The sequence below is a fragment of the Pseudomonas sp. MF06569 genome, assembly GCF_059862735.1.
This window is the reverse complement of record NZ_JCBCUZ010000001.1, coordinates 257,697-281,238: the sequence shown is the minus strand read 5'-3', so window position 1 is coordinate 281,238 and position 23,542 is coordinate 257,697. Positions and strand designations below refer to the sequence as shown.

Here is a 23,542-nt window from a genome sequence, read left to right as displayed (position 1 = left end):
TTGCAGCGCATTACTGTGGACCAAGGTCTTTAGGCGGAGCAGGCAATGTGAAGCCAGATACCGAACGCCGCAGCTGGCTGGCCATTTTGGCCAGATTACCGATGCTGTCGGCGGTCGCAGTGGAGCCCGACGAGGTCTGGTTGGTGATTTGCTGAATAACGTTCATGGTCAGGGAGATCTGCGCCGCCGAAGTGGTCTGCTGCTGCGCGGCGTTGGAGATGCTTTGAATCAGGTCCGCCAGATTTTGCGACACGCCTTCGATCTCCTCCAGCGCAACTCCGGCGTCATGGGCCAGACGGGCACCGCGCACCACTTCGGTGGTGGTTTGCTCCATGGAAATCACCGCCTCGTTGGTGTCGGCCTGAATCGCCCGCACCAGGGTTTCGATTTGCCGCGTAGCCGCCGATGAGCGCTCGGCCAGGCGCTGGACTTCGTCGGCCACCACGGCAAACCCGCGCCCGGCATCGCCGGCCATCGAGGCCTGGATGGCCGCGTTCAACGCCAGGATATTGGTTTGATCGGCAATATCATCAATCAGGCTGACAATGTCGCCGATTTCCTGGGAAGACTCGCCCAACCGCTTGATCCGCTTGGCGGTGTCCTGGATCTGATCACGAATGTTGTCCATGCCATGAATGGTGTTATGCACCACTTCATTGCCCTTGTTGGCAATCGCCACGGAGCGCTCCGCCACCGCTGAAGACTCCGAAGCGTTGGCCGACACCTGATCGATGGAGTGGGCCATTTGCTGGATGGCTCCCGAAGCCTCGGCAATTTGCTGGGCTTGATGCTCGGAAGCCTCGGCCAGCTGCATGGCGGTTGCCTGGGTTTCCTGCACGGCTGCCGCGACCTGACCTGCGGTGTGGTTGATCGTGGCCACTAGCTCGCGCAGTTGGTCGATCGAGTAGTTGATGGAGTCGGCAATGGCCCCCGTAAAATCTTCGGTGACAGAGGCCGTCACCGTCAGGTCGCCGTCGGCCAGATCGGCAATTTCGTCCAGCAAACGCATGATCGCGTTCTGGTTGCGCTCGTTCTTTTCGGCCGTTTCACGCAGTTGGCGATTGGTTTCGCGCACCATCACCAGCCCGATCAGGATGATTGATGCCAGTGCCAGCAAGCCCAATACGTAACCGCCAATGATGTCGAGCGAGCGCCCGGTGGCGAGATTTTCAAAGCCGTTGGCCAGGGTCGACGCTTCATCAAGCAGGGTTTGCGACAGGCTGAATATGGTGTTGGCGGCTTCACGAACGTGGAACAGCTGCGGCGAGGTTTCAATGATTTCATCCACTGAGCCCGACACAAACTGGAACAGCTCGGAAATTTCCTGCAAGCGGGCACGGGCGTCCTTGTCTTCGACCTGGGTAATCCTCATCCCGTCATTGCCTTCCAGCATGCCGTTGAGCACTTGCCCGAAGCGGTTGGCATCGCGCCCGAAAGCACCGGCGGCCTGGGCTGCATTTTCATCACCGGCCAGCACCGTATTCACCGCGCCTAAAATGCGTTCGGCCAGTAATGACTGACGCTGCGCCAGGGCCACCTGGCTGGCTGGCGCGCCACGCTGCAACAGGATTTCGACGACCTTTTCGTATTCGACCTGTAGCTGCGGCACGGTTTCGGCCAGTGTCGCGGCCACTTGATGCAACGACAGTACGGTTTGCTCACTGGCCAAAATGGCGTTGACGTTGCTCAGCAACAGCTCCCAGTCACGCTGAACCGCCTGCATTTCCTTGTGGACTGCAGGAGGCGCGGGAGGCAGGCCAGTGACCGGATCGCCTTTTTTCAGATAGCCCCAACGCTGGCTGAAATCGTTTCGCGCATCGATCAGCAACTTGAACGCGGCAGCCTTTCCGGCTGCGGCCTCAGTGGCGTTTTTGGCAATACGCTGGGACAGGACGCGCAATTCACCCGCGTGGCTGATGTATTGCTTGTCGTAGTTGGATTGGGTGTTGAGGTAAGCAAAGTTGGCGAACAACAGCATGATGAACACGATCAGGGCGATAAAAAGCACGATGATCTGCGAACGACTGCGCGACCCTTCCATTGGTTTAGCGGTATTGGCTGTGGTCATCAATCAGGTCCTGAGATCCCGTTTTAAAGCGCGAGGCCTGATCACACGGCCACCGCCCAGAATTGCGGCGCCTGAGCTAGGGCAAACGGGCTGAATACCCACCAAGGGTGTTCGCCAGCAAAATGCCCCTGCACATAAGGCGCGAACATCGGATGAGGCAACGCGAGCGTATCGGCATTGAGATCGGCATGGGCAAAGTGCTGCATGCCCTGCACTTCGTCCACCTGCAACCCGACAAACACGTCTTTATATTCCAGCACCAGCACCCGGCGCTGTTTACGCAAGGGCGACAGCTCAACCCCGAAAAAGCCGCACAGGTCCATGACCGGCAGCAATTGCCCGCGCAGATTGGCCACGCCCTTGACCCAGGGCTTTACACCGGGCAACAAGGTGAATCGCGGCTCATGGAGGATTTCGGCAATTTCGCCCATCGGCGCCACAAAACAATGCTCGCCGATGCGAAAGCCGATCCCGCTCCAGGTATCGAGTTGCGCTTGTGCAGGCACCAGGCCCGCTGCCAGCTGGCGACAGCGCTGGTCGATTTCAAGCAGCAGTTCGAAGGCCGTCAGTGAGCCAGGCATAAGGCGGCCGTCATTTTGGAGGGTTTTCTTCCAGGACTTTTTTCACCTTGAGGATCAGTTGCTCTTCATCGACCGGCTTGGTCAGGTAGCCCTTGGCCCCTTGTCGTTGGGCCCAGACCATGTCGGTTTCCTGATCCTTTGTCGTCACAACGATAACCGGGATGTAGCTGGTCTCCGGATCTTTGGTCAGCTGACGCGTGGCCTGAAAACCATTGAGGCCCGGCATCACGATGTCCATCAACACCACATCGGGCTTTTCCTGGCGTGCCAGGGCAACGCCGTCGGCGCCGTTTTCAGCCTTGAGCACTTCATGGCCGTGCTTTTCCAGCATGCCGGTCAATTTGTACATTTCAGTCGGCGAGTCATCGACGATCAGAATGCGAGCCATGGTGTTCCCCATTTATAAGGTGGTTGGCCGGCTGGCCGGGCTTCATTGAGCACTTTGTACGATGTTGAAGGCTGGCACATGGGCCTTGATTGCGCTCAGCAATTCATCACGGCTGAAGGGCTTGGTTAAAAATTGATCAGAGCCCACAATTCGTCCCTTGGCCTTGTCGAACAGGCCGTCCTTGGACGACAGCATGATCACGGGGGTCGACTTGAACGCCCGGTTGCTCTTGATCAGTGCGCAGGTCTGATAGCCATCCAGACGCGGCATCATGATGTCTACAAAGATGATGTGCGGATGATGGTCGACAATCTTGGCCAGCGCATCGAAACCGTCGATGGCGGTAATGACCTCGCAGCCCACGTTTTTCAACAGCGTTTCGGCGGTGCGGCGAATGGTTTTCGAATCGTCGATTACCATCACCTTCAAGGCGCTGGAATGTTTTTCCATATGTGCTCTACCATCGCCACGGCGACCCATTTTGTTACAACTGTGCGACTTAAAACCCCAACTCCTTGATGGACAAGGGCTCAAAGCACTGTGCCAGCCTTTTTAGCACAGTCACGACCGTCAATCTATCGAACCGCCCAAGGCGTGCTGGAGCAGGTGGTTTTTCCTTGACCGGGGCCACACTCAGCGCCACTCTGGCGCCACTTTTCAGAGCCTTTTTGCCCATTATTTATTGAGGAATTTGCCATGAGCGTTCGAGTCGGGATTGTCATGGACCCCATTGCGGGCATCTCCTATAAAAAGGACAGCTCGCTGGCCATGTTGCTGGCCGCCCAGGATCGCGGCTGGACCCTGTTCTACATGGAACAGCAAGACCTTTACCTGAATGAAGGCAAGGCGCGGGCGCGCATGAAGCCGCTGAAGGTGTTCGCCAACCCTGAAAAATGGTTTGAGCTGGACGCCGAAACCGACACGGCCCTGAGCGACCTGGACGTGATCCTGATGCGCAAGGACCCGCCCTTCGACATGGAGTTCGTGTACTCCACCTACCTGCTGGAGCAGGCCGAGCGTGATGGCGTACTGATCGTCAACAAGCCGCAAAGCCTGCGCGACTGCAACGAAAAGCTGTTCGCCACCCAGTTCACCCAGTGCACGCCGCCCACCGTGGTCAGCCGCCGCGCCGATGTATTGCGTGAGTTCGCCGCCCTGCACGGTGACGTGATTCTCAAACCCCTGGATGGCATGGGCGGAACGTCGATCTTCCGTCACCGTGTGGGCGATCCGAACCTGTCGGTGATTCTCGAAACCCTGACCGCCAACGGCACCCAGCAAATCATGGCTCAAGGCTATTTACCGGCGATCAAGGACGGCGACAAACGCATCCTCATGATCGACGGCGAGCCTGTTCCGTATTGCCTGGCGCGTATCCCGGCAGCTGGCGAAACTCGTGGCAACCTGGCTGCAGGCGGTCGGGGCGAAGCCCGTCCGCTGAGCGACAAGGACCGTTGGATTGCAGCCCAGGTAGGCCCGACGCTGCGTGAAAAAGGGCTGCTGTTTGTCGGCCTGGACGTGATCGGTGAGCACCTGACCGAAATCAACGTCACCAGCCCGACCTGCATCCGCGAGATCGACAATGCGTTCGGTACCAATATCGGCGCCCTGCTGATGGACGCGATTGAGCGCAAGCTCGCCGCGCGCTGATCTGCAACACCCAGTAATCGACCAACATTGCGCTATCATGCGCACCCTGTGAAACCCGCGATGTTGGTCTTTTTGCCATGACACTCCCCAGCGACCTGCCCCCCGAACTCAGCCATAAAGGCGTGCGAGCGGCCGATCGCCTTGGATTTACCCTGTTTGTGGCGGCGCTGATTCATATCGCGGTGATTGTGGGCGTGGGTTTCAGCATGACCGAACCCAAACAGATCAGTAAAACCCTGGAGATCACGCTCTCCACATTCAAAAGCGAAAAGGCCCCGGAGAAAGCGGACTTTCTGGCTCAGGACAATCAGCAAGGCAGCGGCACGCTGGATAAAAAAGCCGTGCCCAAGACCACTGAAATTGCGCCTTTCCAGGACAACAGCGTGAAAAAGGTCACTCCGCCGCCGGCCGCCAAGCCCGAGCAGACCCAAACCGCACCCAAGGCTGCCGTGACCACCGTGGCGCCAGCCCCGAAAAAAGCGCCGAGCCAGCCGCAAAAGGTCAAGACCGAAGCCGCGCCCAAGGCCAGCATTCCAACGTTCGACAGCTCCCAGCTGTCCAGCGAGATATCCAGCCTGGAGGCCGAACTGGCCAACGAGCAGCAGTTGTACGCCAAGCGCCCGAAGATCTACCGCATGAGCGCGGCCTCGACCATGCGTGACAAGGGCGCCTGGTACAAAGAGGACTGGCGCAAGAAGATCGAGCGCATCGGCAACCTGAATTACCCCGAGCAGGCACGTCGCGAAAAAATCTACGGCAAGCTGCGGCTGCTGGTGTCGATCAACCGGGACGGTTCGCTGCATGAAGTGCTGGTGCTTGAATCATCGGGCCAGCCGCTGCTGGATCAGGCTGCGCAACGCATCGTGCGCCTGGCCGCACCCTTTGCACCGTTCACGGGCGACCTGGCAGACATCGACCGGCTCGAAATCATCCGCACCTGGAAGTTCGCCCAGGGCGATCGGCTTTCGAGCAACTGAGGTAAAACCTGTAGTCGCTGCCGAAGGCTGCGATGGGGCGCACCGCGGCCCTGGCTTTTGAAGGTCCTGCGGACCTTATCGCAGCCTTCGGCAGTGATTACAGGGCTTTTATCATCCTCAAACTTGTCAGTTCACGTTGCCAGCGCCACACTAAGACTCATGAAAAACCACGCACCGACTTACCTCAAGCATCAATTCCTGATCGCCATGCCGCACATGGCCGACCCGAATTTTGCCCACACCTTGACCTACATCGTCGAGCACACGGCCAGTGGGGCCATGGGGCTGGTGATCAATCGCCCGCTGGAACTGAGCCTGGCGGACATTCTTGAGCAGTTGCGTCCGGAAAAACTCTCCTCGGCCCTGTGCCAGCACGTTCCGATCTATGGCGGCGGGCCAGTGATGACTGACCGTGGATTTGTCCTGCACCCCACGGGAATGAGCTTTGACGCCACCGTCGAGCTGGCTGACGGGCTGGCCCTCAGCACCTCGGCCGATGTGCTGTTCAGCATTGCCGACGGGCACGGCCCGAACCGCAGCCTGATTTGCCTGGGCTATGCCGGGTGGGACGCTGGCCAGCTGGAAGCCGAACTGGTCGACAATGCGTGGCTGACCTGCCCGTATTCCGCTGATGTCCTGTTTGAAACCCCTAGCGAGCTGCGCCTCGACGCGGCCGCGAAACACCTCGGAGTGAACCTCAATTTGTTAAGCACCCAAGCAGGCCATTCCTGATGGCCGGCCTTCGTTTACTGCTGGGCTTTGACTACGGCACCCGATCCATCGGTGTCGCTGTCGGCCAGATGATTACCGGCCAAGCCCGCGAGCTATGCAACTTGAAAGCCGAAAATGGCATTCCCAGGTGGGAAGAAATTGAAAAGCTGATCAAGGAATGGCAGCCCGACGCAATGGTGGTCGGCATGCCGCTGAACATGGACGGTACCCCGAGCGACTTCTGCGCCCGTGCGCAAAAATTTGCCAACCGTCTGAATGGCCGCTTCAATCTGCCCGTTTTCACCCACGATGAACGCCTGACCACCTTCGAGGCCAAGGGCGAACGCCGGGCCCAGGGCGGCCAGCGCGGCAGCTACCGCGACAACCCCGTCGATGCCATCGCCGCCAAGCTGGTGCTGCAAGGCTGGCTCGACGAAAACCCGGCTCAATCCCAGGACTGACCCGGCGCTTGTATCACTTGACCCGCCCCGTTGTTTGCGCCCGCCGCTGCACGTTTTGCTGCGCGGGCCTTTAAAGGAGCCACCATGATCCTGCCTGTTCCCGCTGAACTGATCTCCCAGATGGCCCTTGATCTCAAGGCCCACCTTGCCCGTCGCGGCATCACTGAACCGAATTTTATCGGTATCCGCACTGGCGGCATCTGGGTTGCCCAGGCGCTGCTGCGGGCGCTCAACAGCGATGCTCCGCTGGGTACGCTGGATGTATCGTTCTACCGCGATGACTTCAGCCAGAACGGCCTGCACCCGCAAGTGCGTCCCTCTGAGCTGCCGTTCGAAATCGAAGGCCAGCACCTGGTGCTGATCGACGACGTGCTGATGAGCGGTCGCACCATCCGCGCGGCACTTAACGAGCTGTTCGACTATGGACGTCCGGCCAGCGTGACGCTGGTCAGCCTGCTGGACCTGGACGCGGCCGAGCTGCCGATCCGGCCGGATGTGGTGGGGGCGACCTTGTGCCTCAAGCCGAGCGAGCGGGTGAAGTTGTCCGGCCCTGCGCCACTGACACTCGAACTTCAAGACCTAGCCCTTCCTGCCCATTAAGAGATGAGACCATTGCGATGACGCCTACAGACGCCAAGCGCCCGCTGCAGCTCAATGATCAGGGCCAGCTGCGCCACTTTCTGTCGCTCGACGGTTTGCGCCGCGAGCTGCTGACTGAAATCCTCGACACCGCTGACTCGTTCCTTGAAGTCGGTGCCCGAGCGGTGAAAAAAGTCCCGTTGCTGCGCGGCAAGACCGTATGCAACGTGTTCTTCGAGAACTCCACTCGCACCCGTACCACCTTTGAAATGGCCGCCCAGCGCCTGTCTGCCGACGTGATCACGCTCAACGTGTCGACCTCGTCGGCGAGCAAGGGCGAGACCCTGCTCGACACCCTGCGCAACCTTGAAGCCATGGCCGCTGACATGTTCGTGGTACGCCACGGCGACTCCGGCGCCGCCCACTTCATTGCTGAGCACGTGTGCCCTCAGGTAGCGATCATCAACGGTGGCGACGGCCGTCACGCCCACCCGACCCAGGGCATGCTCGACATGCTGACCATTCGTCGGCACAAGGGCGGTTTTGAGAACCTGTCGGTGGCCATCGTCGGCGACATCCTGCACTCGCGGGTCGCGCGCTCGAACATGATCGCCCTCAAGACCCTCGGCTGCCCTGACATCCGCGTGATTGCTCCCAAGACCTTGCTGCCGATCGGCATCGAGCAATATGGAGTGAAGGTCTACACCGACATGACCGAAGGCCTGAAAGACGTCGACGTGGTGATCATGTTGCGCCTGCAGCGCGAGCGCATGTCCGGCGGCCTGTTGCCGAGCGAAGGCGAGTTCTACCGCCTGTTCGGCCTGACCACTGCGCGCCTGGCCGGCGCCAAGCCCGATTGCATCGTGATGCACCCGGGCCCCATCAACCGCGGGGTCGAAATCGAATCCGCCGTGGCCGACGGTCCGCACTCGGTGATTCTCAACCAAGTGACCTACGGCATTGCCGTACGCATGGCCGTGTTGTCCATGACCATGAGCGGACAAACCGCCCAGCGCCAATTCGAACAGGAGAACGCCCAGTGAAGCTCAGCATTCTCGGCGCCCGTGTAATTGATCCGGGCACCCAGCTGGATCAAGTGACTGACCTGCATCTGGAAGCCGGCAAGATCATTGCCATTGGCGCAGCGCCAGCCGGTTTCACCCCGACTCAAACCATTGAGGCCCAGGGCCTGGTGGCCGCCCCCGGCCTGGTTGACCTGAACGTCGCCCTGCGCGAGCCGGGTTACAGCCGCAAAGGCACCATTGCCAGCGAAACCCGTGCTGCGGCAGCCGGTGGCGTCACCAGCCTGTGCTGCCCGCCGCACACCAAGCCGGTACTGGATACCTCGGCGGTGGCCGAGCTGATCCTGGACCGCGCCCGCGAAGCCGGAAACTGCAAAGTGTTCCCCATTGGCGCACTGAGCAAGGGCCTGGAGGGCGAGCAGCTTGCAGAGCTGATCGCTTTGCGCGATGCCGGCTGTGTGGCGTTTGGCAACGGCCTCAACAGCTTCACCAACACCCGCACCCTGTGCCGGGCACTGGAATACGCGGCCACGTTCGACCTGACGGTGATTTTCCACTCCCAGGACCGTGACCTGGCCGAAGGCGGTATTGCCCACGATGGCGCGATGGCCGCGTTCCGTGGTTTGCCGGGCATCCCGGAAACCGCCGAAACCGTGGCGCTGGCCCGGGATCTGCTGCTGGTTGAGCAAAGCGGCGTGCGCGCCCACTTCAGTCAACTGACCAGTGCACGGGGTGTGGCCCTGATCGCCCAGGCCCAGGCACGCGGCCTCAAGGTCACGGCCGATGTGGCGCTGTATCAGCTTATTTTGACGGATGAGGCCCTGGAGGATTTCTCCAGCGTTTACCACGTGCAACCGCCGTTGCGTACCCGTGCCGACCGTGATGGTCTGCGCGAGGCGGTGAAGTCGGGTGTGGTGCAAGCCATTTCCAGCCATCACCAGCCCCACGAACGCGACGCCAAACTGGCACCGTTCGGCGCTACCGAACCGGGCATGAGCAGTGTTGAAGTATTGCTGCCGCTGGCGATGACCTTGGTAGAAGACGGCCTGCTGGACTTGCCGACACTGCTTTCTCGTCTCAGCGCAGGCCCGGCTCAAGCGCTGCGCCTACCGGCCGGCAAGCTGGCGGTAGGCTCGGCTGCAGACCTGGTGCTGTTTGACCCGGCGGCCTCGACCCTGGTCGGCGAAAAATGGTATTCCAAAGGCGATAACTGCCCGTTCCTCGGCCATTGCCTGCCGAGTGCCGTGCGTTACACGCTGGTGGATGGTCGGATCAGTTACGAAGGCTGAAGCCTGAAGTGCACCCTGTGGGAGCGGGCTTGCTCGCGATTGGATTAACTCGGTTTTTCAGAAATACCGAGGTGCCTGAATCGCGAGCAAGCCTTCTCCCACAGGCTTTAATGTGCGACGGCTTAACGACGCTCTGCGTTCTTGATCGAGATCTGCTCGTTCAAGGTCCAGAAGTCATACAGGATACCGATCAAGAACAAACCACCGGTAAACAGGTAGATGATCCCGGTGATCCATTTGCCCATGTACATGCGGTGTACGCCGAACAACCCCAGAAACGTCAGCAGAATCCAGGCCACGCTGTAGTCTGTGTCACCTGAGGTGAATCGCAAGTCAGCTTCACGGTCCATGCTCGGGATCAGGAACAAGTCGATCAACCAGCCAATTCCCAACAAGCCCAAGGTGAAAAACCAGATCGTCCCGGTCACCGGCTTGCCGTAATAGAAGCGATGCGCCCCCAGAAAACCGAAAATCCACAGCAGGTAGCCCAGCACTTTGCTGTGAGTATCGCGTTGTATATCGTCTCGATAGCCGCTCATAAATGCCCTCGTTGCTGCTGATAGAAAAATATTGTGAAGTTTTTTGTGACTTTTTTACTGTCGTGCAAAAGGTAAAAGTGTCTTACAAGAAATGGCGCAAAGCCTTATAGGACCTGACCTGCGCCGTCACCATGTGACAATTTGCCACCACCTTTGCGGAATTTGACCCCATAGTCCAACTGACAAATGGCCTGAGAAAGGACAAAAAAGCTGTTATAAAGTTTCGCGTTTATAACCATTGAGCCCTGCCGAATGCGTCCTATATTCAAGACATGGCTAACCATTTGCCTATTATTGCCACTGGCCGCCCACGCCACCAATCGTGAGCAACATCTTCCTTCAGGCTTCACCGGCTACACCGCAAAGTCATCTGCGGGCGCCGCTTACGTTGCCTCTAACAGCAAGACCGTAGCACGTCCTGCAGCCAGTAAAGCCCACCGCAAAGCCCCAGGCAAAATTGCGACCGCTTCACTGGCAGCCGCCAACAAGCAAAGCAGCACGGTCTTGAGCCGCGCTGTAAATGTGTTGGGCACCCCTTATCGTTGGGGCGGCAGCAGCCCAAGCAAAGGGTTTGACTGCAGCGGCCTGGTCAAATATGCCTTCAATGACGTTGCAGCAGTCGACTTGCCGCGCACTTCAAGCGAAATGGCCAGTGGTCATGGTCAGAAGGTCGAACGCAAGGACCTGAAGCCTGGCGACTTGCTGTTTTTCAACATCAAGAGCCGCAAGGTCAACCACGTTGCCATCTACCTGGGCAACGACCGGTTCATCCACGCTCCGCGTCGCGGCAAGTCGGTCACTATCGACACGCTGAAAAAGCCTTACTGGCAGAGCCACTACGTGGTCGCCAAGCGCGTATTGCCTAAAGAGAAAGCCCCGCTGCAGGTTGTACAACGCTAAAGCTGTGGGAGCGGGCTTGCTCGCGATGGGAGCGGCGTGGTTCACCCGCTGAACCGCGCCGCCTGGATCGCGAGCAAGCCCGCTCCCACAGAAACAACACCCCCCCGGTTATTGCGTCAGTCCCTGCTCCCTCAGCCTGTTCAGGCCCATTTCCAGCGTCTGCATGCCCACCGCTGCGCCGGTCTGGATCGCTGAAACCATCTGCGCCACCTTGTTCTCCCGAATCAGATGTCGAATCGCAGGCGTAGCCAGCATGATTTCGTGAGCCGCCACACGCCCCCCTCCTGTTTTTTTTACCAGTGTCTGGGAAACCACGGCCAGCAGTGACTCCGAGAGCAGGGCGCGCACCATCGCCTTTTCGTCGCCGGGAAACACATCCACCATCCGGTCGATGGTCTTGGCCGCCGACGATGTGTGCAGCGTGGCAAACACCAGATGTCCGGTTTCTGCCGCTGTCAGCGCCAGCCTGATGGTGTCCAGGTCGCGCATCTCGCCCAGCATGATCACATCCGGGTCTTCGCGCATGGCCGAACGCAAGGCGGCTGCAAAGCTGTGGGTGTGGCGATGCACCTCGCGCTGGCTGATCAGGGACAGACACGGCGAGTGGATAAACTCGATCGGGTCCTCAAGGGTGAGGATGTGCCGTTGGCGGGTGCGGTTGAGGTGATCAATCATCGCCGCCAGGGTGGTGGTCTTGCCCGAGCCCGTCGCGCCCGTGACCAGGACCAGCCCGTGGGGTGCCTGGCAGAGCTGGCTGAATACGTCGCCCAGGCCCAGCGATTCAAGGCTGGGCACTGTCTCGGCTATGCGGCGAAACACGGCGCCGGGGCCGCGCTGCTGTTCGAAAACATTGACCCTGAAGCGGCCCAGCCCCGGCAGGGCGTACGCAAAATCGGCTTCGAGTTGCGCCTCAAACCCTCGGCGCTGTGCTTCACTCATGACGCTCTGGACCAGCCCTCGCACTTGCCCTGCCTCCAGCACCGGCAAATCGCAGCGCTGCATGTCACCGTCAATGCGCAGCATCGGCACCACGCCCGCTGACAGGTGCAAGTCCGAAGCCCCGTGGTTGACGCTTAACGCCAACAGGTCGGCGATATCCATCCCCCCTCCCAATTCCAGTAGAATGCCGCAGACTTTCACAACGGCGGGCTTAAACGAATGTCCACGATAGCAGGCAACATTGCACAGGTTGAGGCTCGCATCCGTGCAGCAGCACTGGCTGTGCAACGTGATGTAACGAGCATTCACCTGCTCGCTGTCAGCAAGACCAAACCTGCCGCCGCACTGCGTGAAGCCTATGCCGCAGGGGTTCGCGACTTTGGCGAAAACTACCTGCAGGAAGCCCGCGCCAAACAGGTCGAATTGGCCGACCTGCCCTTGTGTTGGCACTTCATCGGCCCCATTCAATCGAACAAGACGCGCGACATCGCCGAGCATTTTGCGTGGGTGCATTCCGTTGACCGGCTCAAGATTGCCCAGCGCTTGTCTGACCAGCGCCCGGCAGACTTGCCGCCGCTCAACATCTGCATTCAGGTCAATGTCAGTGGCGAGGCCAGTAAATCGGGCTGTAACCCGGCAGACTTGCCTGCGCTGGCGGCCGCAATCAGCGCGCTGCCCCGTTTGAAACTGCGCGGCTTGATGGCGATTCCGGAACCAACGCAAGACCGCGCCGAGCAGGACGCCGCATTTGCGACGGTACGTACGCTGCAAGAGAGCCTGAACATGGGGCTCGACACGCTTTCGATGGGCATGAGCCACGACCTTGGGTCGGCTATTGCCCAAGGTGCCACCTGGGTGCGCATTGGCACCGCATTATTTGGCGCCCGCGACTACGGCCAGGCCTGAAGAGGCCTTCTCTTTTTTTATAAGGATCGGTTATGAGCAAAACGCGTATTGCCTTTATCGGCGCCGGCAACATGGCTTCCAGCCTGATCGGCGGCCTGTTGGCCAAAGGTCTGGATGCAGCACAGATCCGCGCCAGCGATCCCGGTGCCGAGACCCGGGCCAAAGTGGCCGCCGAGCACGGTGTCGAGCTGTTTGCCGATAACGCCCAAGCCATTCAAGACGCCGATGTGATTGTGATCGCAGTCAAGCCACAGGCCATGAAAGCCGTGTGCCAGGACCTGCGCCCGCACCTCTTGCCGCATCAGTTGCTGGTATCGATTGCCGCAGGCATTACCTGCGCCAGCCTCTTCAACTGGCTGGGCAACCAACCGCTGGTACGCTGCATGCCCAACACCCCGGCGCTTCTGGGCAAAGGCGTGAGCGGCCTGTACGCCACCGCCGGCGTCAGCGCCGAGCAACGCCAGCTGGCCGAGCAACTGTTGAGCGCCGTGGGCATTGTGGTGTGGGTTGATACCGAAGCGCAGATCGATGCCGTGACCGCCGTGTCCGGCAGTGGTCCTGCGTACTTCTTCTTGCTGATCGAAGCCATGACCGAGGCTGGCGTCAAGCTCGGCCTGCCCCGCGAAGTCGCCAAGCAGCTTGCCGAGCAGACCGCCCTGGGCGCCGCGCACATGGCCGTGGGCAGCGATGTCGACGCCGCCGAACTGCGCCGCCGCGTGACTTCGCCTGCCGGCACCACCGAAGCTGCAATCAAATCATTCCAGGCCGACGGCTTCGCAGCCTCGGTCGAAAAAGCATTGAGTGCCGCCGCGCACCGCTCGGCCGAAATGGCCGAACAACTGGGTCAATAAGGAGCACATGATGTCAGGACTAAATGGCGCAGCCATTTTCGTAATTCAAACCCTGGGTAGCCTCTACCTGCTGATCGTACTGCTGCGGTTCATCCTGCAGCTGGTGCGCGCCAACTTCTACAACCCGCTGTGCCAGTTCACGGTCAAGGCCACCCAGCCTTTGCTCAAGCCTCTGCGCCGGGTGATTCCAAGCCTGTTCGGCCTGGACATGTCGTCCCTGGTACTGGCTATCGCCGTGCAGATGGTGATTTTCGCCGTGGTACTGACGCTCAGCTACATGTCGTTCAACGTGCTGGGCCTGCTGCTGTGGGCGATCATTGGCGTGACCGCACTGTTTTTGAAGGTGTTCTTCTTCGCCATGATCATCAGCGTGATCCTGTCGTGGGTTGCACCGGGCAGCACCAGCCCAGGCGCTGAACTGGTCAACCAGATCACCGAGCCTGCACTGGCACCGTTTCGCCGCTTCCTGCCAAGCATGGGCGGCCTGGATATCTCGCCGATCCTGGCGTTCATGGTCATCCAGTTGATCCAGAGCTACGTGATCCCGCCATTGGCGATGTACGTCGGCATGCCGGTCGTGTTGTTCGGCCTGATCTGATGAGCTACTTCCGTTGGGACGGCGAGGACCTGATTCTCGACTGTCACCTGCAACCCAAGGCCAGCAGCGACGAGTTCGCTGGCTTGCACGGTGATCGTCTGAAAATCCGCCTCACTGCCCCGCCGGTAGAAGGCAAGGCCAATGCCCACCTGATGGCTTTTCTGGCCAAGGCGTTTGGCATCTCCAAAAGCCAGGTAAGCCTGATCAGCGGCGAACTGAACCGTCAGAAACGGGTGCGCTTGCACGGCCCGAAAAAACTGCCGGACCTGCCGGGGCTGGCCAGGCCCTGAACCAAAATTTGTAGTCGCTGCCGCAGGCTGCGAAGAGTTGCGTAGCGACTCGTTGTCCAGGGGGCGCCCACGATCCCCTTCGCAGCCTGCGGCAGCGACTACAGGTTTGGGTCAGCTCATAAAATCAGCCCAGACCATTGCTTGCTGCTGGGTCCCCCGCTCATTAGACTTACGCCTCATTTAAATGAGAGCAGGGTCGATGCCAGCTGCCTTTCCCCCCGATTCCGTTGGTCTGGTTGTGCCGCAAACGGCGCACTTCAACGAGCCCCTGGCGTTAGCCTGCGGCCGCTCGCTGCCTGCCTACGACCTGATTTACGAAACCTACGGCCAGCTCAATGCCACCGCCAGCAATGCGGTACTGATCTGTCATGCGCTGTCAGGGCACCATCATGCGGCGGGCTATCACAGCGCCGATGATCGCAAGCCCGGCTGGTGGGACAGTTGCATCGGTCCCGGCAAGCCAATCGACACCAACAAGTTCTTCGTCGTCAGCCTGAACAATCTGGGCGGCTGCAACGGCTCTACCGGCCCCAGCAGCACCAACCCCGAAACCGGTCGCCCGTTTGGCGCCGAGTTCCCGGTATTGACCGTCGAAGACTGGGTCCACAGCCAGGCACGTCTGGCCGACCGGCTGGGCATCTACCAGTGGGCCGCCGTGATCGGTGGCAGCCTGGGCGGCATGCAGGCGCTCCAGTGGAGCATCAGCTACCCGGATCGCCTGCGCCATTGTCTGGCGATTGCCTCGGCACCCAAATTGTCTGCGCAAAACATCGCGTTCAACGAAGTCGCCCGCCAGGCCATCCTCACCGACCCCGAGTTCCACGGCGGTTCGTTCCAGGAAAAAGGCGTAATCCCCAAGCGCGGCCTGATGCTGGCACGCATGGTAGGGCACATCACTTATCTGTCCGATGACTCGATGGGTGAAAAATTCGGCCGTGGCCTGAAAAACGAAAACCTCAACTACGACTTCCACAGCGTCGAGTTCCAGGTCGAGAGTTACCTGCGTTATCAGGGTGAAGAGTTCTCCGGGCGTTTCGACGCCAATACCTACCTGCTGATGACCAAGGCGCTGGACTACTTCGACCCCGCGGCCAATTTCGACGACGACCTGGCCAAAACCTTTGCCGGTGCCAAGGCGCGCTTTTGCGTGATGTCGTTCACCACCGACTGGCGCTTCTCGCCGGCCCGTTCGCGGGAGCTGGTGGATGCCCTGATGGCCGCGAAAAAAGACGTGTGCTATCTGGAAATCGACGCTCCGCAGGGCCATGACGCCTTCCTGATCCCGATTCCGCGTTACCTGCAAGCCTTCAGCAACTACATGAACCGAATAGAACTGTGAGAACGCCATGAGAGCCGACCTGGAAATCATCCAAGACTGGATCCCCGCCGGCAGCCGCGTGCTCGACCTCGGTTGTGGTGATGGTGAGCTGCTGAGCTGGCTGCGCGACAACAAACAAGTCACCGGCTACGGCCTGGAAAACGACCCGGACAATATCGCCGAGTGCGTTGCCAAGGGCATCAACGTCATCGAGCAAGACCTCGACAAAGGCCTGGGCAACTTCGCCAGCAACAGTTTCGACATCGTGGTCATGACCCAGGCGCTGCAAGCCGTGCATTACCCCGACCGGATCCTCGACGAGATGCTGCGCGTGGGTCGCCAATGCATCATCACCTTCCCCAACTTCGGCCACTGGCGCTGCCGCTGGTACCTGGCCAGCAAGGGACGGATGCCGGTTTCCGACTTTCTGCCCTACACCTGGTACAACACGCCGAACATCCACTTCTGCACCTTCGAAGACTTCGAAGCGCTGTGCCGTGGTCGTGAAGCCCGGGTGATCAACCGTCTTGCCGTGGATCAACAACACCGACACGGGTGGGCAAGCAAGATATGGCCTAACCTGTTGGGCGAGATTGGCATTTATCGTGTCAGCAGCCCTGGCCTTCAAGATCATCAGGTCGCGGTCTAAACCAGCAAGTTCAAGGAGAGTGACAATGGGTCGTATTGGATTACTACTGCTTTCAATGTGTTTTGGCATGCAGGCGTTTGCCGGTGACGGAACCTCTGCCCAGCGTCAGCAGACGTTTGGCGACACAACGGTGTATTACAACGCGTTCCCGTCGACTTTCCTGACGCCGGACATCGCCAACGAATTTCAAGTCACCCGCAGCAAAACCAATGCGGTCCTGAACATCACCCTGAACAAGGGCGGCAAAAACATTGCCGCCAACGTTCAGGGCACGGTCCAGAGTGGCGACGCCAAACCAACACCGCTGACATTCCGGCAGGTGGGCAAGAACGGCGAAATCAACTATCTGGCCCAGTTCCCGGTAGCCGGACCGCAAACCTTCACCTTCAAGGTGGATGTGAAGGCTGGCGGCGCAACCTCTGAAACCATCCAATTTTCTCAAATGGTCGCTCCAATCGAATGATGAACCTCACGCAACTGGTACTGGCTAGCCACAACGCCGGCAAACTCAAAGAACTTCAGGCCATGCTCGGCGAGTCGGTGCAGTTGCGCTCGATTGGAGAGTTCAGCAGCGTCGAACCGGATGAGACCGGTTTGTCGTTTGTTGAAAACGCGATTCTCAAAGCCCGCAATGCGGCGCGCATCTCGGGTTTGCCGGCACTGGCCGACGATTCGGGGCTGGCGGTGGACTTTCTCGGTGGCGCGCCGGGCATCTATTCGGCGCGTTACGCTGACGGCCAAGGTGACGCGGCGAACAACGCCAAGCTGCTGGACGCCCTCAAGGACGTGCCTGAAGCCGAGCGCGGCGCACAGTTTGTCTGCGTGTTGGCGCTGGTGCGCCACGCCGATGATCCGCTGCCGATTATCTGCGAAGGCTTGTGGCACGGGCGCATCCTGCCTGTGGCCAGTGGCGAACACGGTTTTGGCTATGACCCGCTGTTCTGGGTCCCGGAGCGCAACTGCTCCAGCGCCGAACTCAGCCCGATCGAGAAAAACCAGCTGAGCCATCGTGCCCGGGCCATGGTTCTTCTGCGTCAGCGTTTGGGCCTGAAATGACCCACGACACACCTCCACAGCCGCTCTATCTGGGCGCGGCTGGCTTTACCCAGCAGGCGCCGCGCGCGCCGCTGAGCCAATTGCCACCCCTGTCGCTGTACATCCATATCCCGTGGTGCGTGCGCAAATGCCCGTACTGCGACTTCAACTCCCACACCGCAAGCCCGGTGCTGCCCGAAGACGAGTATGTCGACGCGCTGCTGGCCGACCTTGATCAGGACCTGCATGCCGTCTATGGCCGTGAGCTGAGCTCGATATTTTTCGGCGGCGGCACACCCAGCCTGTTCAGCGCGCAATCCCTGGGGCGCTTGCTCAAGGGTGTTGAAGCGCGTATCCCGTTTGCCAGCGATATCGAAATCACCCTGGAAGCCAACCCCGGTACGTTCGAGCAGGAAAAGTTCGTGGCCTACCGCCAACTGGGGATCAATCGCCTGTCGATTGGTATCCAGAGCTTCCAGCAAGAAAAACTGCAGGCCCTGGGCCGCATCCACAACGGTGACGAGGCCGTACGTGCGGCCGGGATGGCGCGTCAGGCGGGCTTTGATAATTTCAACCTGGACTTGATGCACGGCTTGCCCGATCAGTCGCTGGAAGACGCCCTGGGCGACCTGCGCCAGGCGATCGCACTCAAGCCGACCCACCTGTCGTGGTATCAGCTGACACTGGAACCCAACACCGTATTCTGGAACCAGCCGCCGGTTCTGCCTGAAGACGACACCCTGTGGGATATTCAGGAAGCTGGCCAGGCCCTGCTCGCCGAACACGGCTACGCCCAGTACGAAGTGTCGGCTTATGCCCAGCCCGGTCGTGCGGCGCGGCATAACCTCAACTACTGGAGCTTTGGCGACTTTATCGGCATCGGCGCCGGAGCCCACGGCAAATTGAGCCATCCCGATGGCCGTATCGTACGCACCTGGAAAACCCGCCTGCCGAAGGACTACCTGAATCCAGCTAAAAACTTTCAAGCAGGCGAGAAAACCCTTACAGCCGAAGAGCTACCTTTCGAGTTTCTAATGAACGCCTTGCGCCTGACCGATGGCGTCGACTCGGTGCTCTACCCTCAGCGCACCGGGTTGCCCCTGGAAAGCCTGAGCATTGGACGCAAAGAAGCCGAACAAAGTGGCTTATTGCAGGTCGAACCGTCACGCCTGGCGGCAACCGCCCGGGGCCAGCTGTTTCTCAACGACTTGTTGCAGCACTTTTTGACCTAAGGAACTCGAATGGACTTGGTACTTGACCTGCTTGCCACCGTATCGCGCTGGAGCCGCAGCCATCTCTCGGAGATCGCTCTGGCATTGATTGGCTGTGTGCTGGTGCTGTTTGGTGCCGACTTCAAGGGCTGGGTCGAACAACGTCTGGGCAGCATCGCCGGCGCCTTGCGCGTACCGCTGATGGCCTTGCTGTGCCTGATCGGCAGCGGCGCTGCGTTGATCTATGCCACGCCGTGGGTGGAGCGCGGATTGAGCCAGTTCAACAACTACAGCCTGGCGCCGGTGTTGTTGGTGGTGCTGGTGTTGATCGGGGTTGTGGCGGATCGACGGGGGTAGAAGTACCTGACTGTAGTCGCTGCCGAGGCACGAGGCTGCGATCGGCGGCGAAGCCGTCGCACTTACCTCGTGGATCTTCAAAGAAACGGGTTGCTACGCAACCCTTCGCAGCCTTCGGCAGCGACTACGCCAGTTTTTCGAACTTCAGATCCCACACGCCATGACCCAGACGTTCGCCGCGGCGTTCGAACTTGGTCACCGGGCGCTCAGGCGGACGCGGCACGCAAAGGCCATCTTCAGCCAGGTTGCGGTAGCCCGGCGCGACGTTCATCACTTCCAGCATGTATTCAGCGTACGGTTCCCAATCGGTAGCCATGTGCAGCACGCCACCGGCCTTGAGCTTGGAGCGCACCAGCTCGGCAAAGGATGCTTGCACGATCCGGCGCTTGTGGTGACGGCTCTTGTGCCAAGGGTCCGGGAAGAACAGCAACAGACGGTCAAGGCTGTTGTCTGCCACGCAACGGGTCAGCACTTCGATCGCATCGCAATCGTAAACCCGCAGGTTGGTCAGGCCCTGGGTCAGCACGCCATTTAACAGCGCGCCCACACCCGGGCGGTGAACCTCTACCCCGATGAAGTCCTGCTCAGGCGAAGCAGCCGCCATTTCCAGCAGGGAATGGCCCATGCCAAAGCCGATTTCGAGGGTGCGCGGCGCGGAGCGGCCGAACACCTGATCAAAATCGACCGGCGCGTCAGCCAGCGGCAGTACATAGAGCGGCGTGCCTTGATCGAGGCCGCGTTGCTGGCCTTCGGTCATGCGCCCGGCGCGCATCACAAAACTCTTGATGCGGCGGTGTTGGCGATCTTCGCCTTCTTCCGGGATTGGGGTGTCTAGTGATTCAGTCATCAGTGGCTCTTACTTGATCAGACCATCCAGCGGCGAAGAGGCGCTGGCATAGAGTTTTTTCGGCATGCGCCCGGCCAGATACGCCAGACGGCCCGCCACAATGGCGTGCTTCATGGCTTCGGCCATGATGATCGGGTGCTGGGCGTTGGCGATGGCCGAGTTCATCAGCACCGCCTCACAGCCCATTTCCATGGCAATGGTCGCGTCGGAGGCAGTACCCACACCCGCATCGACCAGCACCGGAATTTTTGCTTCTTCAAGAATGATGCGCAGGTTGTAAGGGTTGCAGATCCCCAAACCTGTACCAATCAGGCCAGCCAGCGGCATCACGGCAATACAGCCCATGGCTTCAAGCTCGCGGGCAATGATCGGGTCATCACTGGTGTACACCATGACGTCAAAACCGTCCTTGACCAGAATCTCGGCGGCCTTGAGGGTTTCGATGACGTTGGGGAACAGGGTCTTCTGATCTGCCAGCACTTCGAGCTTGACCAGCTTGTGGCCATCGAGCAGTTCACGGGCCAGGCGGCAGGTGCGCACGGCTTCGATCGCGTCATAGCAACCGGCGGTGTTCGGCAGGATGGTGTAGCGATCCGGCGGCAACACGTCCAGCAGGTTGGGCTCGCCCGGGTTCTGGCCGATGTTGGTGCGACGCACAGCAACAGTGACGATTTCAGCACCCGAGGCTTCGATGGCCAGGCGGGTTTCTTCAAGGTCACGGTACTTGCCGGTGCCTACCAGCAAACGCGACTGATAGGTACGGCCAGCCAGGATAAAGGGCTTGTCGCTGCGAACGTTGCTCATCGGGAATCCTCTTTAATTATGTGCACTGTGGGCCGGGCGTGAAGTGTGTGGCAAAACCTAGCCGCCACCGATGGCGTGCACCACTTCAACCTGATCGCCTGCTTTGAGTACCGTTTCGGCATGCTGGCTGCGCGGGACAATGTCCAGATTGAGCTCGACCGCGACCCGACGGCCCGTCAGCTCCTGGCGTGCCAGCAGATCCGCGACGGTCTCGCCGTCCGGTAGTTCAAAGGATTCACCGTTCAACTGAATGAGCATGCGCGACGCTGCCTTCATTTTAAGGGGCCAGCATTCTAGCCCGATCAGTCAGGCCGACCCAAGCCATTCATCTTGTGGTCTCAGCTCAGGCGCCAGGCGGCCAGCCCCAAACACAGCCAGCCGGCCAAAAATGCCAGGCCACCGAAGGGTGTAATGATCCCCAGCTTGCTGATGCCAGTCATGGTCAGCAGGTACAGACTGCCCGAGAACAGCACGATCCCGAGGGCGAAACAGATACCTGCCCAGGTCACCAGGCGTCCGGGCAGATGCGTAGCAAGCAATGCCACGCCGAAAAGGGCCAGGGTGTGAACCAGTTGGTAGGTCACGCCTGTATGGAAAATAGCCAGATACTGCTCACTCAAGCGACCTTTCAGGCCGTGGGCGGCGAATGCGCCCAGCGCAACACCGGTAAAGCCAAAGAAAGCGGCCAGCATCAAATAAGTGCGCAGCATGGGGTAACTCCAGTCAGGATCATCGAATGGCGCAGGGTCTGTATAATGGCCCGCTCAACGGGTTCGGCCAAGCCATCTATGCTGCGTTTTCTTGTTCACCGCTTTCTTAAAGCCCTGCTCTGGTTCGCAGTGGGCAGCGCATTGCTGGTGCTGATCTTTCGCTGGGTGCCACCACCCGGCACTGCACTGATGGTCGAGCGCAAGGTCGAGTCCTGGTTCGATGGTGAGCCCATCGACCTGCAGCGCAGCTGGCGGCCGTGGGATGAAATCTCCAACGACCTCAAAGTCGCAGCCATGGCTGGCGAGGATCAGAAATTTCCCGAGCACTGGGGTTTCGACTTCGGTGCAATCCGCGCTGCCCTGGTGCACAACGAGCAGGGCGGCACATTGCGCGGCGCCAGCACGCTGAGCCAGCAAGTGTCGAAGAACCTGTTTTTATGGTCGGGCCGCAGCTGGTTACGCAAGGGCCTGGAAGCCTGGTTTACCGGGTTGATTGAAATCCTTTGGCCCAAGCAGCGAATTCTTGAGGTGTACCTCAACAGCGCAGAGTGGGATGAAGGCGTATTCGGCGCAGAAGCGGCAGCTCGCCATCACTTCGGCGTGAGTGCCAAGAACCTTTCAACCCAGCAGGCCAGCTACCTGGCAGCGGTGCTGCCCAGCCCGCTGAACTGGAGCGCCAGCCACCCCAGCACCTACGTGAGCCGCCGCGCAGGCTGGATTCGCCAGCAAATGCGCCAGTTGGGCGGTGATAGCTACCTCGACACCCTGAATAACTCGCGCAAGGCGCCGTGGGCTGACTGAAGCCGTCCCCCGCCCATGCGTTTGTGGGAGCGGGCTTGCTCGCGATGCACAGCACTCGGTTTGTCAGGCCAACCGCAGTGATGCCATCGCGAGCACGCCCGCTCCCACACCATCCGCACCGTAGAATGAACGCAACTGCAACACACACAAAAACGCCCCGACTCTTGCGAGCCGGGGCGTTTTTTTATCGAGCCGGGTTAGGCGGCAATCGACAGTTTGAGCTTGTTCATCGCGCTTTTTTCAAGCTGACGAATCCGCTCGGCAGACACGTTGTACTTCTGTGCCAGGTCGTGAAGCGTGGCTTTCTCTTCAGCCAGCCAGCGCTGATACAGAATGTCGCGACTGCGGTCGTCCAGCACTTCCAGCGCTTCATGCAGGTTGCTGGTGGAGTTATCAGTCCAGTCAGCATCTTCCAGTTGGCGCGCCGGGTCGTACCGATGGTCTTCCAGGTAGTTGGCTGGCGACTGGAATGCACTGTCGTCGTCAGCTTCAGCTGCCGGGTCGAAGGCCATGTCATGACCGGTCAGGCGGCTTTCCATCTCGCGTACTTCACGAGGCTCTACGCCGAGGCTTTCAGCCACACGATGAACTTCGTCGTTGTTCAGCCAGGCCAAACGTTTTTTCTGGCTGCGCAGGTTGAAGAACAGTTTGCGCTGAGCCTTGGTGGTCGCGACTTTCACGATCCGCCAGTTACGCAAAATGAACTCGTGGATCTCTGCCTTGATCCAGTGAACGGCGAACGACACCAGACGCACGCCCATTTCAGGGTTAAAGCGTTTGACCGCCTTCATCAGGCCGACGTTGCCTTCCTGGATCAGGTCAGCCTGAGCCAGGCCATAGCCCGAATAACTACGGGCAATGTGTACAACAAAACGCAGGTGGGCGAGCACCATCTGCCGAGCCGCCCCCAAATCCTGCTCATAATAGAGACTCTCGGCCAGTTCACGCTCCTGCTCCGGTGTCAGCAGTGGAATGCTGTTCACCGTGTTGACATAGGCCTCAAGGTTCGCACCAGGGACCAACGCATACGCAGGTTGCAAAGAAGTGGTCATACGAAAAAA

General features: G+C 59.8%; 30 protein-coding genes. 19 read left to right on the top strand and 11 right to left on the bottom strand.

Going from position 1 to position 23,542, the window contains the following annotated elements:
* Positions 1-10 precede the first annotated feature (10 nt).
* From AC19YQ_RS01440 to pilG, 4 genes are read right to left on the bottom strand one after another with little or no spacing between them, the layout of a single operon-like run.
* Positions 11-2,068 carry a methyl-accepting chemotaxis protein gene (locus AC19YQ_RS01440; RefSeq protein ID WP_133075181.1) on the bottom strand — a complete coding sequence of 686 codons (2,058 nt, stop codon included), beginning with the start codon at positions 2,066-2,068 and terminating at the stop codon, positions 11-13.
* Between the two features lie 41 nt (positions 2,069-2,109).
* Entirely contained in the window at positions 2,110-2,649 is a 540-nt protein-coding gene (locus tag AC19YQ_RS01435) for a chemotaxis protein CheW (RefSeq protein WP_500594423.1), read from the bottom strand.
* A 10-nt stretch (positions 2,650-2,659) separates the two neighbouring features.
* Positions 2,660-3,037 (bottom strand): twitching motility response regulator PilH, encoded by a 378-nt coding sequence (pilH, locus tag AC19YQ_RS01430; protein WP_095027494.1) that lies wholly within the window; start codon positions 3,035-3,037, stop codon positions 2,660-2,662.
* A gap of 42 nt (positions 3,038-3,079) precedes the next feature.
* Positions 3,080-3,487: a twitching motility response regulator PilG gene (gene pilG / locus AC19YQ_RS01425; protein ID WP_019828024.1), complete on the bottom strand. Its 408-nt coding sequence runs from the start codon at positions 3,485-3,487 to the stop codon at positions 3,080-3,082.
* A 246-nt stretch (positions 3,488-3,733) separates the two neighbouring features.
* On the opposite strand from pilG, the gene gshB reads away from it, so the two are divergent.
* The 7 genes from gshB to AC19YQ_RS01390 all read left to right on the top strand — a co-directional run bounded on the left by gshB (position 3,734) and on the right by AC19YQ_RS01390 (position 9,726).
* The gene (gshB, locus tag AC19YQ_RS01420; protein WP_133075178.1) at positions 3,734-4,687 is read left to right on the top strand and encodes a glutathione synthase; all 954 of its coding nucleotides are present in this window, start codon (positions 3,734-3,736) and stop codon (positions 4,685-4,687) included.
* Between the two features lie 77 nt (positions 4,688-4,764).
* The gene (locus AC19YQ_RS01415; RefSeq protein WP_219262663.1) at positions 4,765-5,664 is read left to right on the top strand and encodes an energy transducer TonB; all 900 of its coding nucleotides are present in this window, start codon (positions 4,765-4,767) and stop codon (positions 5,662-5,664) included.
* Positions 5,665-5,823: 159 nt separating this feature from the next.
* On the top strand, positions 5,824-6,396 hold the full coding sequence (locus AC19YQ_RS01410; RefSeq protein WP_133075176.1) for a YqgE/AlgH family protein: 573 nt from the start codon (positions 5,824-5,826) through the stop codon (positions 6,394-6,396).
* On the top strand, positions 6,396-6,836 hold the full coding sequence (gene ruvX / locus AC19YQ_RS01405) for a Holliday junction resolvase RuvX (protein ID WP_339477287.1): 441 nt from the start codon (positions 6,396-6,398) through the stop codon (positions 6,834-6,836). The genes AC19YQ_RS01410 and ruvX overlap by 1 nt, the downstream gene beginning before the upstream one ends.
* 84 nt (positions 6,837-6,920) lie before the next feature.
* Positions 6,921-7,436 (top strand): bifunctional pyr operon transcriptional regulator/uracil phosphoribosyltransferase PyrR, encoded by a 516-nt coding sequence (gene pyrR / locus AC19YQ_RS01400; RefSeq protein WP_133075174.1) that lies wholly within the window; start codon positions 6,921-6,923, stop codon positions 7,434-7,436.
* Positions 7,437-7,453: 17 nt separating this feature from the next.
* A complete protein-coding gene (locus AC19YQ_RS01395; protein WP_019828034.1) occupies positions 7,454-8,458 on the top strand; it encodes an aspartate carbamoyltransferase catalytic subunit in 1,005 nt (334 codons plus the stop codon).
* Positions 8,455-9,726, top strand: a complete 1,272-nt coding sequence (locus tag AC19YQ_RS01390) for a dihydroorotase (protein ID WP_500594420.1) — start codon at positions 8,455-8,457, stop codon at positions 9,724-9,726. The genes AC19YQ_RS01395 and AC19YQ_RS01390 overlap by 4 nt, the downstream gene beginning before the upstream one ends.
* Positions 9,727-9,848: 122 nt before the next feature.
* On the opposite strand, the gene AC19YQ_RS01385 is transcribed toward AC19YQ_RS01390, so the two are convergent.
* On the bottom strand, positions 9,849-10,265 hold the full coding sequence (locus tag AC19YQ_RS01385; RefSeq protein WP_133075172.1) for an NINE protein: 417 nt from the start codon (positions 10,263-10,265) through the stop codon (positions 9,849-9,851).
* Between the two features lie 252 nt (positions 10,266-10,517).
* Between AC19YQ_RS01385 and AC19YQ_RS01380 the strand changes: the two genes are divergently transcribed.
* Positions 10,518-11,165: a C40 family peptidase gene (locus tag AC19YQ_RS01380; RefSeq protein ID WP_133075171.1), complete on the top strand. Its 648-nt coding sequence runs from the start codon at positions 10,518-10,520 to the stop codon at positions 11,163-11,165.
* A 108-nt stretch (positions 11,166-11,273) separates the two neighbouring features.
* On the opposite strand, the gene AC19YQ_RS01375 is transcribed toward AC19YQ_RS01380, so the two are convergent.
* On the bottom strand, positions 11,274-12,266 hold the full coding sequence (locus tag AC19YQ_RS01375; protein WP_500594419.1) for a type IV pilus twitching motility protein PilT: 993 nt from the start codon (positions 12,264-12,266) through the stop codon (positions 11,274-11,276).
* A 57-nt stretch (positions 12,267-12,323) separates the two neighbouring features.
* Here AC19YQ_RS01375 and AC19YQ_RS01370 point away from each other — a divergent pair, with 57 nt between their 5' ends.
* The 10 genes from AC19YQ_RS01370 to AC19YQ_RS01325 all read left to right on the top strand — a co-directional run bounded on the left by AC19YQ_RS01370 (position 12,324) and on the right by AC19YQ_RS01325 (position 19,319).
* Positions 12,324-13,010, top strand: coding sequence for a YggS family pyridoxal phosphate-dependent enzyme (locus AC19YQ_RS01370; protein ID WP_500594418.1), 687 nt, complete (start codon positions 12,324-12,326; stop codon positions 13,008-13,010).
* A gap of 32 nt (positions 13,011-13,042) precedes the next feature.
* A complete protein-coding gene (gene proC, locus AC19YQ_RS01365) occupies positions 13,043-13,861 on the top strand; it encodes a pyrroline-5-carboxylate reductase (RefSeq protein ID WP_219262666.1) in 819 nt (272 codons plus the stop codon).
* Between the two features lie 10 nt (positions 13,862-13,871).
* Positions 13,872-14,459 (top strand): YggT family protein, encoded by a 588-nt coding sequence (locus AC19YQ_RS01360; protein WP_500594417.1) that lies wholly within the window; start codon positions 13,872-13,874, stop codon positions 14,457-14,459.
* Complete coding sequence (locus tag AC19YQ_RS01355; protein WP_019828043.1) at positions 14,459-14,749, top strand: DUF167 domain-containing protein; 291 nt, start codon at positions 14,459-14,461, stop codon at positions 14,747-14,749. Before AC19YQ_RS01360 ends, AC19YQ_RS01355 begins: the two co-directional genes overlap by 1 nt.
* A gap of 199 nt (positions 14,750-14,948) precedes the next feature.
* Positions 14,949-16,088: a homoserine O-succinyltransferase MetX gene (metX, locus tag AC19YQ_RS01350; protein ID WP_133075165.1), complete on the top strand. Its 1,140-nt coding sequence runs from the start codon at positions 14,949-14,951 to the stop codon at positions 16,086-16,088.
* A 7-nt stretch (positions 16,089-16,095) separates the two neighbouring features.
* On the top strand, positions 16,096-16,716 hold the full coding sequence (gene metW / locus AC19YQ_RS01345) for a methionine biosynthesis protein MetW (protein ID WP_133075164.1): 621 nt from the start codon (positions 16,096-16,098) through the stop codon (positions 16,714-16,716).
* A gap of 25 nt (positions 16,717-16,741) precedes the next feature.
* Positions 16,742-17,179: a DUF4426 domain-containing protein gene (locus AC19YQ_RS01340; protein WP_133075163.1), complete on the top strand. Its 438-nt coding sequence runs from the start codon at positions 16,742-16,744 to the stop codon at positions 17,177-17,179.
* Complete coding sequence (rdgB, locus tag AC19YQ_RS01335) at positions 17,176-17,772, top strand: RdgB/HAM1 family non-canonical purine NTP pyrophosphatase (protein WP_133075162.1); 597 nt, start codon at positions 17,176-17,178, stop codon at positions 17,770-17,772. The genes AC19YQ_RS01340 and rdgB overlap by 4 nt, the downstream gene beginning before the upstream one ends.
* Positions 17,769-18,983, top strand: coding sequence for a radical SAM family heme chaperone HemW (gene hemW, locus AC19YQ_RS01330; protein WP_326425038.1), 1,215 nt, complete (start codon positions 17,769-17,771; stop codon positions 18,981-18,983). The genes rdgB and hemW overlap by 4 nt, the downstream gene beginning before the upstream one ends.
* A gap of 9 nt (positions 18,984-18,992) precedes the next feature.
* Positions 18,993-19,319, top strand: a complete 327-nt coding sequence (locus AC19YQ_RS01325) for a DUF3392 domain-containing protein (RefSeq protein WP_046810379.1) — start codon at positions 18,993-18,995, stop codon at positions 19,317-19,319.
* Positions 19,320-19,443: 124 nt separating this feature from the next.
* Here AC19YQ_RS01325 and trmB read toward each other — a convergent pair whose 3' ends face one another.
* From trmB to AC19YQ_RS01305, 4 genes are all read right to left on the bottom strand, one after another.
* Positions 19,444-20,166, bottom strand: coding sequence for a tRNA (guanosine(46)-N7)-methyltransferase TrmB (gene trmB / locus AC19YQ_RS01320; RefSeq protein WP_133075160.1), 723 nt, complete (start codon positions 20,164-20,166; stop codon positions 19,444-19,446).
* A gap of 9 nt (positions 20,167-20,175) precedes the next feature.
* Complete coding sequence (locus AC19YQ_RS01315) at positions 20,176-20,970, bottom strand: thiazole synthase (protein ID WP_500594416.1); 795 nt, start codon at positions 20,968-20,970, stop codon at positions 20,176-20,178.
* Positions 20,971-21,027: 57 nt separating this feature from the next.
* Entirely contained in the window at positions 21,028-21,228 is a 201-nt protein-coding gene (gene thiS, locus AC19YQ_RS01310; protein WP_016782550.1) for a sulfur carrier protein ThiS, read from the bottom strand.
* Between the two features lie 80 nt (positions 21,229-21,308).
* Entirely contained in the window at positions 21,309-21,680 is a 372-nt protein-coding gene (locus AC19YQ_RS01305) for a DUF423 domain-containing protein (RefSeq protein WP_133075159.1), read from the bottom strand.
* Positions 21,681-21,725: 45 nt separating this feature from the next.
* Here AC19YQ_RS01305 and mtgA point away from each other — a divergent pair, with 45 nt between their 5' ends.
* Positions 21,726-22,481: a monofunctional biosynthetic peptidoglycan transglycosylase gene (gene mtgA / locus AC19YQ_RS01300; RefSeq protein WP_500594415.1), complete on the top strand. Its 756-nt coding sequence runs from the start codon at positions 21,726-21,728 to the stop codon at positions 22,479-22,481.
* 197 nt (positions 22,482-22,678) lie between these two features.
* Here mtgA and rpoH read toward each other — a convergent pair whose 3' ends face one another.
* Positions 22,679-23,533, bottom strand: coding sequence for an RNA polymerase sigma factor RpoH (rpoH, locus tag AC19YQ_RS01295; RefSeq protein ID WP_004419731.1), 855 nt, complete (start codon positions 23,531-23,533; stop codon positions 22,679-22,681).
* Between the last annotated feature and the right edge of the window lie 9 nt (positions 23,534-23,542).

Excerpts from the sequence above, each read along its gene's own strand:
- AC19YQ_RS01440 (WP_133075181.1), bottom strand. The coding sequence starts at position 2,068 with ATGACCACAGCCAATACCGCTAAACCAATGGAAGGGTCGCGCAGTCGT.
- AC19YQ_RS01435 (WP_500594423.1), bottom strand. The coding sequence starts at position 2,649 with ATGCCTGGCTCACTGACGGCCTTCGAACTGCTGCTTGAAATCGACCAG.
- pilH (WP_095027494.1), bottom strand. The coding sequence starts at position 3,037 with ATGGCTCGCATTCTGATCGTCGATGACTCGCCGACTGAAATGTACAAA.
- pilG (WP_019828024.1), bottom strand. The coding sequence starts at position 3,487 with ATGGAAAAACATTCCAGCGCCTTGAAGGTGATGGTAATCGACGATTCG.
- gshB (WP_133075178.1), top strand. The coding sequence starts at position 3,734 with ATGAGCGTTCGAGTCGGGATTGTCATGGACCCCATTGCGGGCATCTCC.
- AC19YQ_RS01415 (WP_219262663.1), top strand. The coding sequence starts at position 4,765 with ATGACACTCCCCAGCGACCTGCCCCCCGAACTCAGCCATAAAGGCGTG.
- AC19YQ_RS01410 (WP_133075176.1), top strand. The coding sequence starts at position 5,824 with ATGAAAAACCACGCACCGACTTACCTCAAGCATCAATTCCTGATCGCC.
- ruvX (WP_339477287.1), top strand. The coding sequence starts at position 6,396 with ATGGCCGGCCTTCGTTTACTGCTGGGCTTTGACTACGGCACCCGATCC.
- pyrR (WP_133075174.1), top strand. The coding sequence starts at position 6,921 with ATGATCCTGCCTGTTCCCGCTGAACTGATCTCCCAGATGGCCCTTGAT.
- AC19YQ_RS01395 (WP_019828034.1), top strand. The coding sequence starts at position 7,454 with ATGACGCCTACAGACGCCAAGCGCCCGCTGCAGCTCAATGATCAGGGC.
- AC19YQ_RS01385 (WP_133075172.1), bottom strand. The coding sequence starts at position 10,265 with ATGAGCGGCTATCGAGACGATATACAACGCGATACTCACAGCAAAGTG.
- AC19YQ_RS01380 (WP_133075171.1), top strand. The coding sequence starts at position 10,518 with ATGCGTCCTATATTCAAGACATGGCTAACCATTTGCCTATTATTGCCA.
- AC19YQ_RS01375 (WP_500594419.1), bottom strand. The coding sequence starts at position 12,266 with ATGGATATCGCCGACCTGTTGGCGTTAAGCGTCAACCACGGGGCTTCG.
- AC19YQ_RS01370 (WP_500594418.1), top strand. The coding sequence starts at position 12,324 with ATGTCCACGATAGCAGGCAACATTGCACAGGTTGAGGCTCGCATCCGT.
- proC (WP_219262666.1), top strand. The coding sequence starts at position 13,043 with ATGAGCAAAACGCGTATTGCCTTTATCGGCGCCGGCAACATGGCTTCC.
- AC19YQ_RS01360 (WP_500594417.1), top strand. The coding sequence starts at position 13,872 with ATGTCAGGACTAAATGGCGCAGCCATTTTCGTAATTCAAACCCTGGGT.
- AC19YQ_RS01355 (WP_019828043.1), top strand. The coding sequence starts at position 14,459 with ATGAGCTACTTCCGTTGGGACGGCGAGGACCTGATTCTCGACTGTCAC.
- metX (WP_133075165.1), top strand. The coding sequence starts at position 14,949 with ATGCCAGCTGCCTTTCCCCCCGATTCCGTTGGTCTGGTTGTGCCGCAA.
- metW (WP_133075164.1), top strand. The coding sequence starts at position 16,096 with ATGAGAGCCGACCTGGAAATCATCCAAGACTGGATCCCCGCCGGCAGC.
- AC19YQ_RS01340 (WP_133075163.1), top strand. The coding sequence starts at position 16,742 with ATGGGTCGTATTGGATTACTACTGCTTTCAATGTGTTTTGGCATGCAG.
- rdgB (WP_133075162.1), top strand. The coding sequence starts at position 17,176 with ATGATGAACCTCACGCAACTGGTACTGGCTAGCCACAACGCCGGCAAA.
- hemW (WP_326425038.1), top strand. The coding sequence starts at position 17,769 with ATGACCCACGACACACCTCCACAGCCGCTCTATCTGGGCGCGGCTGGC.
- AC19YQ_RS01325 (WP_046810379.1), top strand. The coding sequence starts at position 18,993 with ATGGACTTGGTACTTGACCTGCTTGCCACCGTATCGCGCTGGAGCCGC.
- trmB (WP_133075160.1), bottom strand. The coding sequence starts at position 20,166 with ATGACTGAATCACTAGACACCCCAATCCCGGAAGAAGGCGAAGATCGC.
- AC19YQ_RS01315 (WP_500594416.1), bottom strand. The coding sequence starts at position 20,970 with ATGAGCAACGTTCGCAGCGACAAGCCCTTTATCCTGGCTGGCCGTACC.
- thiS (WP_016782550.1), bottom strand. The coding sequence starts at position 21,228 with ATGCTCATTCAGTTGAACGGTGAATCCTTTGAACTACCGGACGGCGAG.
- AC19YQ_RS01305 (WP_133075159.1), bottom strand. The coding sequence starts at position 21,680 with ATGCTGCGCACTTATTTGATGCTGGCCGCTTTCTTTGGCTTTACCGGT.
- mtgA (WP_500594415.1), top strand. The coding sequence starts at position 21,726 with ATGGCCCGCTCAACGGGTTCGGCCAAGCCATCTATGCTGCGTTTTCTT.
- rpoH (WP_004419731.1), bottom strand. The coding sequence starts at position 23,533 with ATGACCACTTCTTTGCAACCTGCGTATGCGTTGGTCCCTGGTGCGAAC.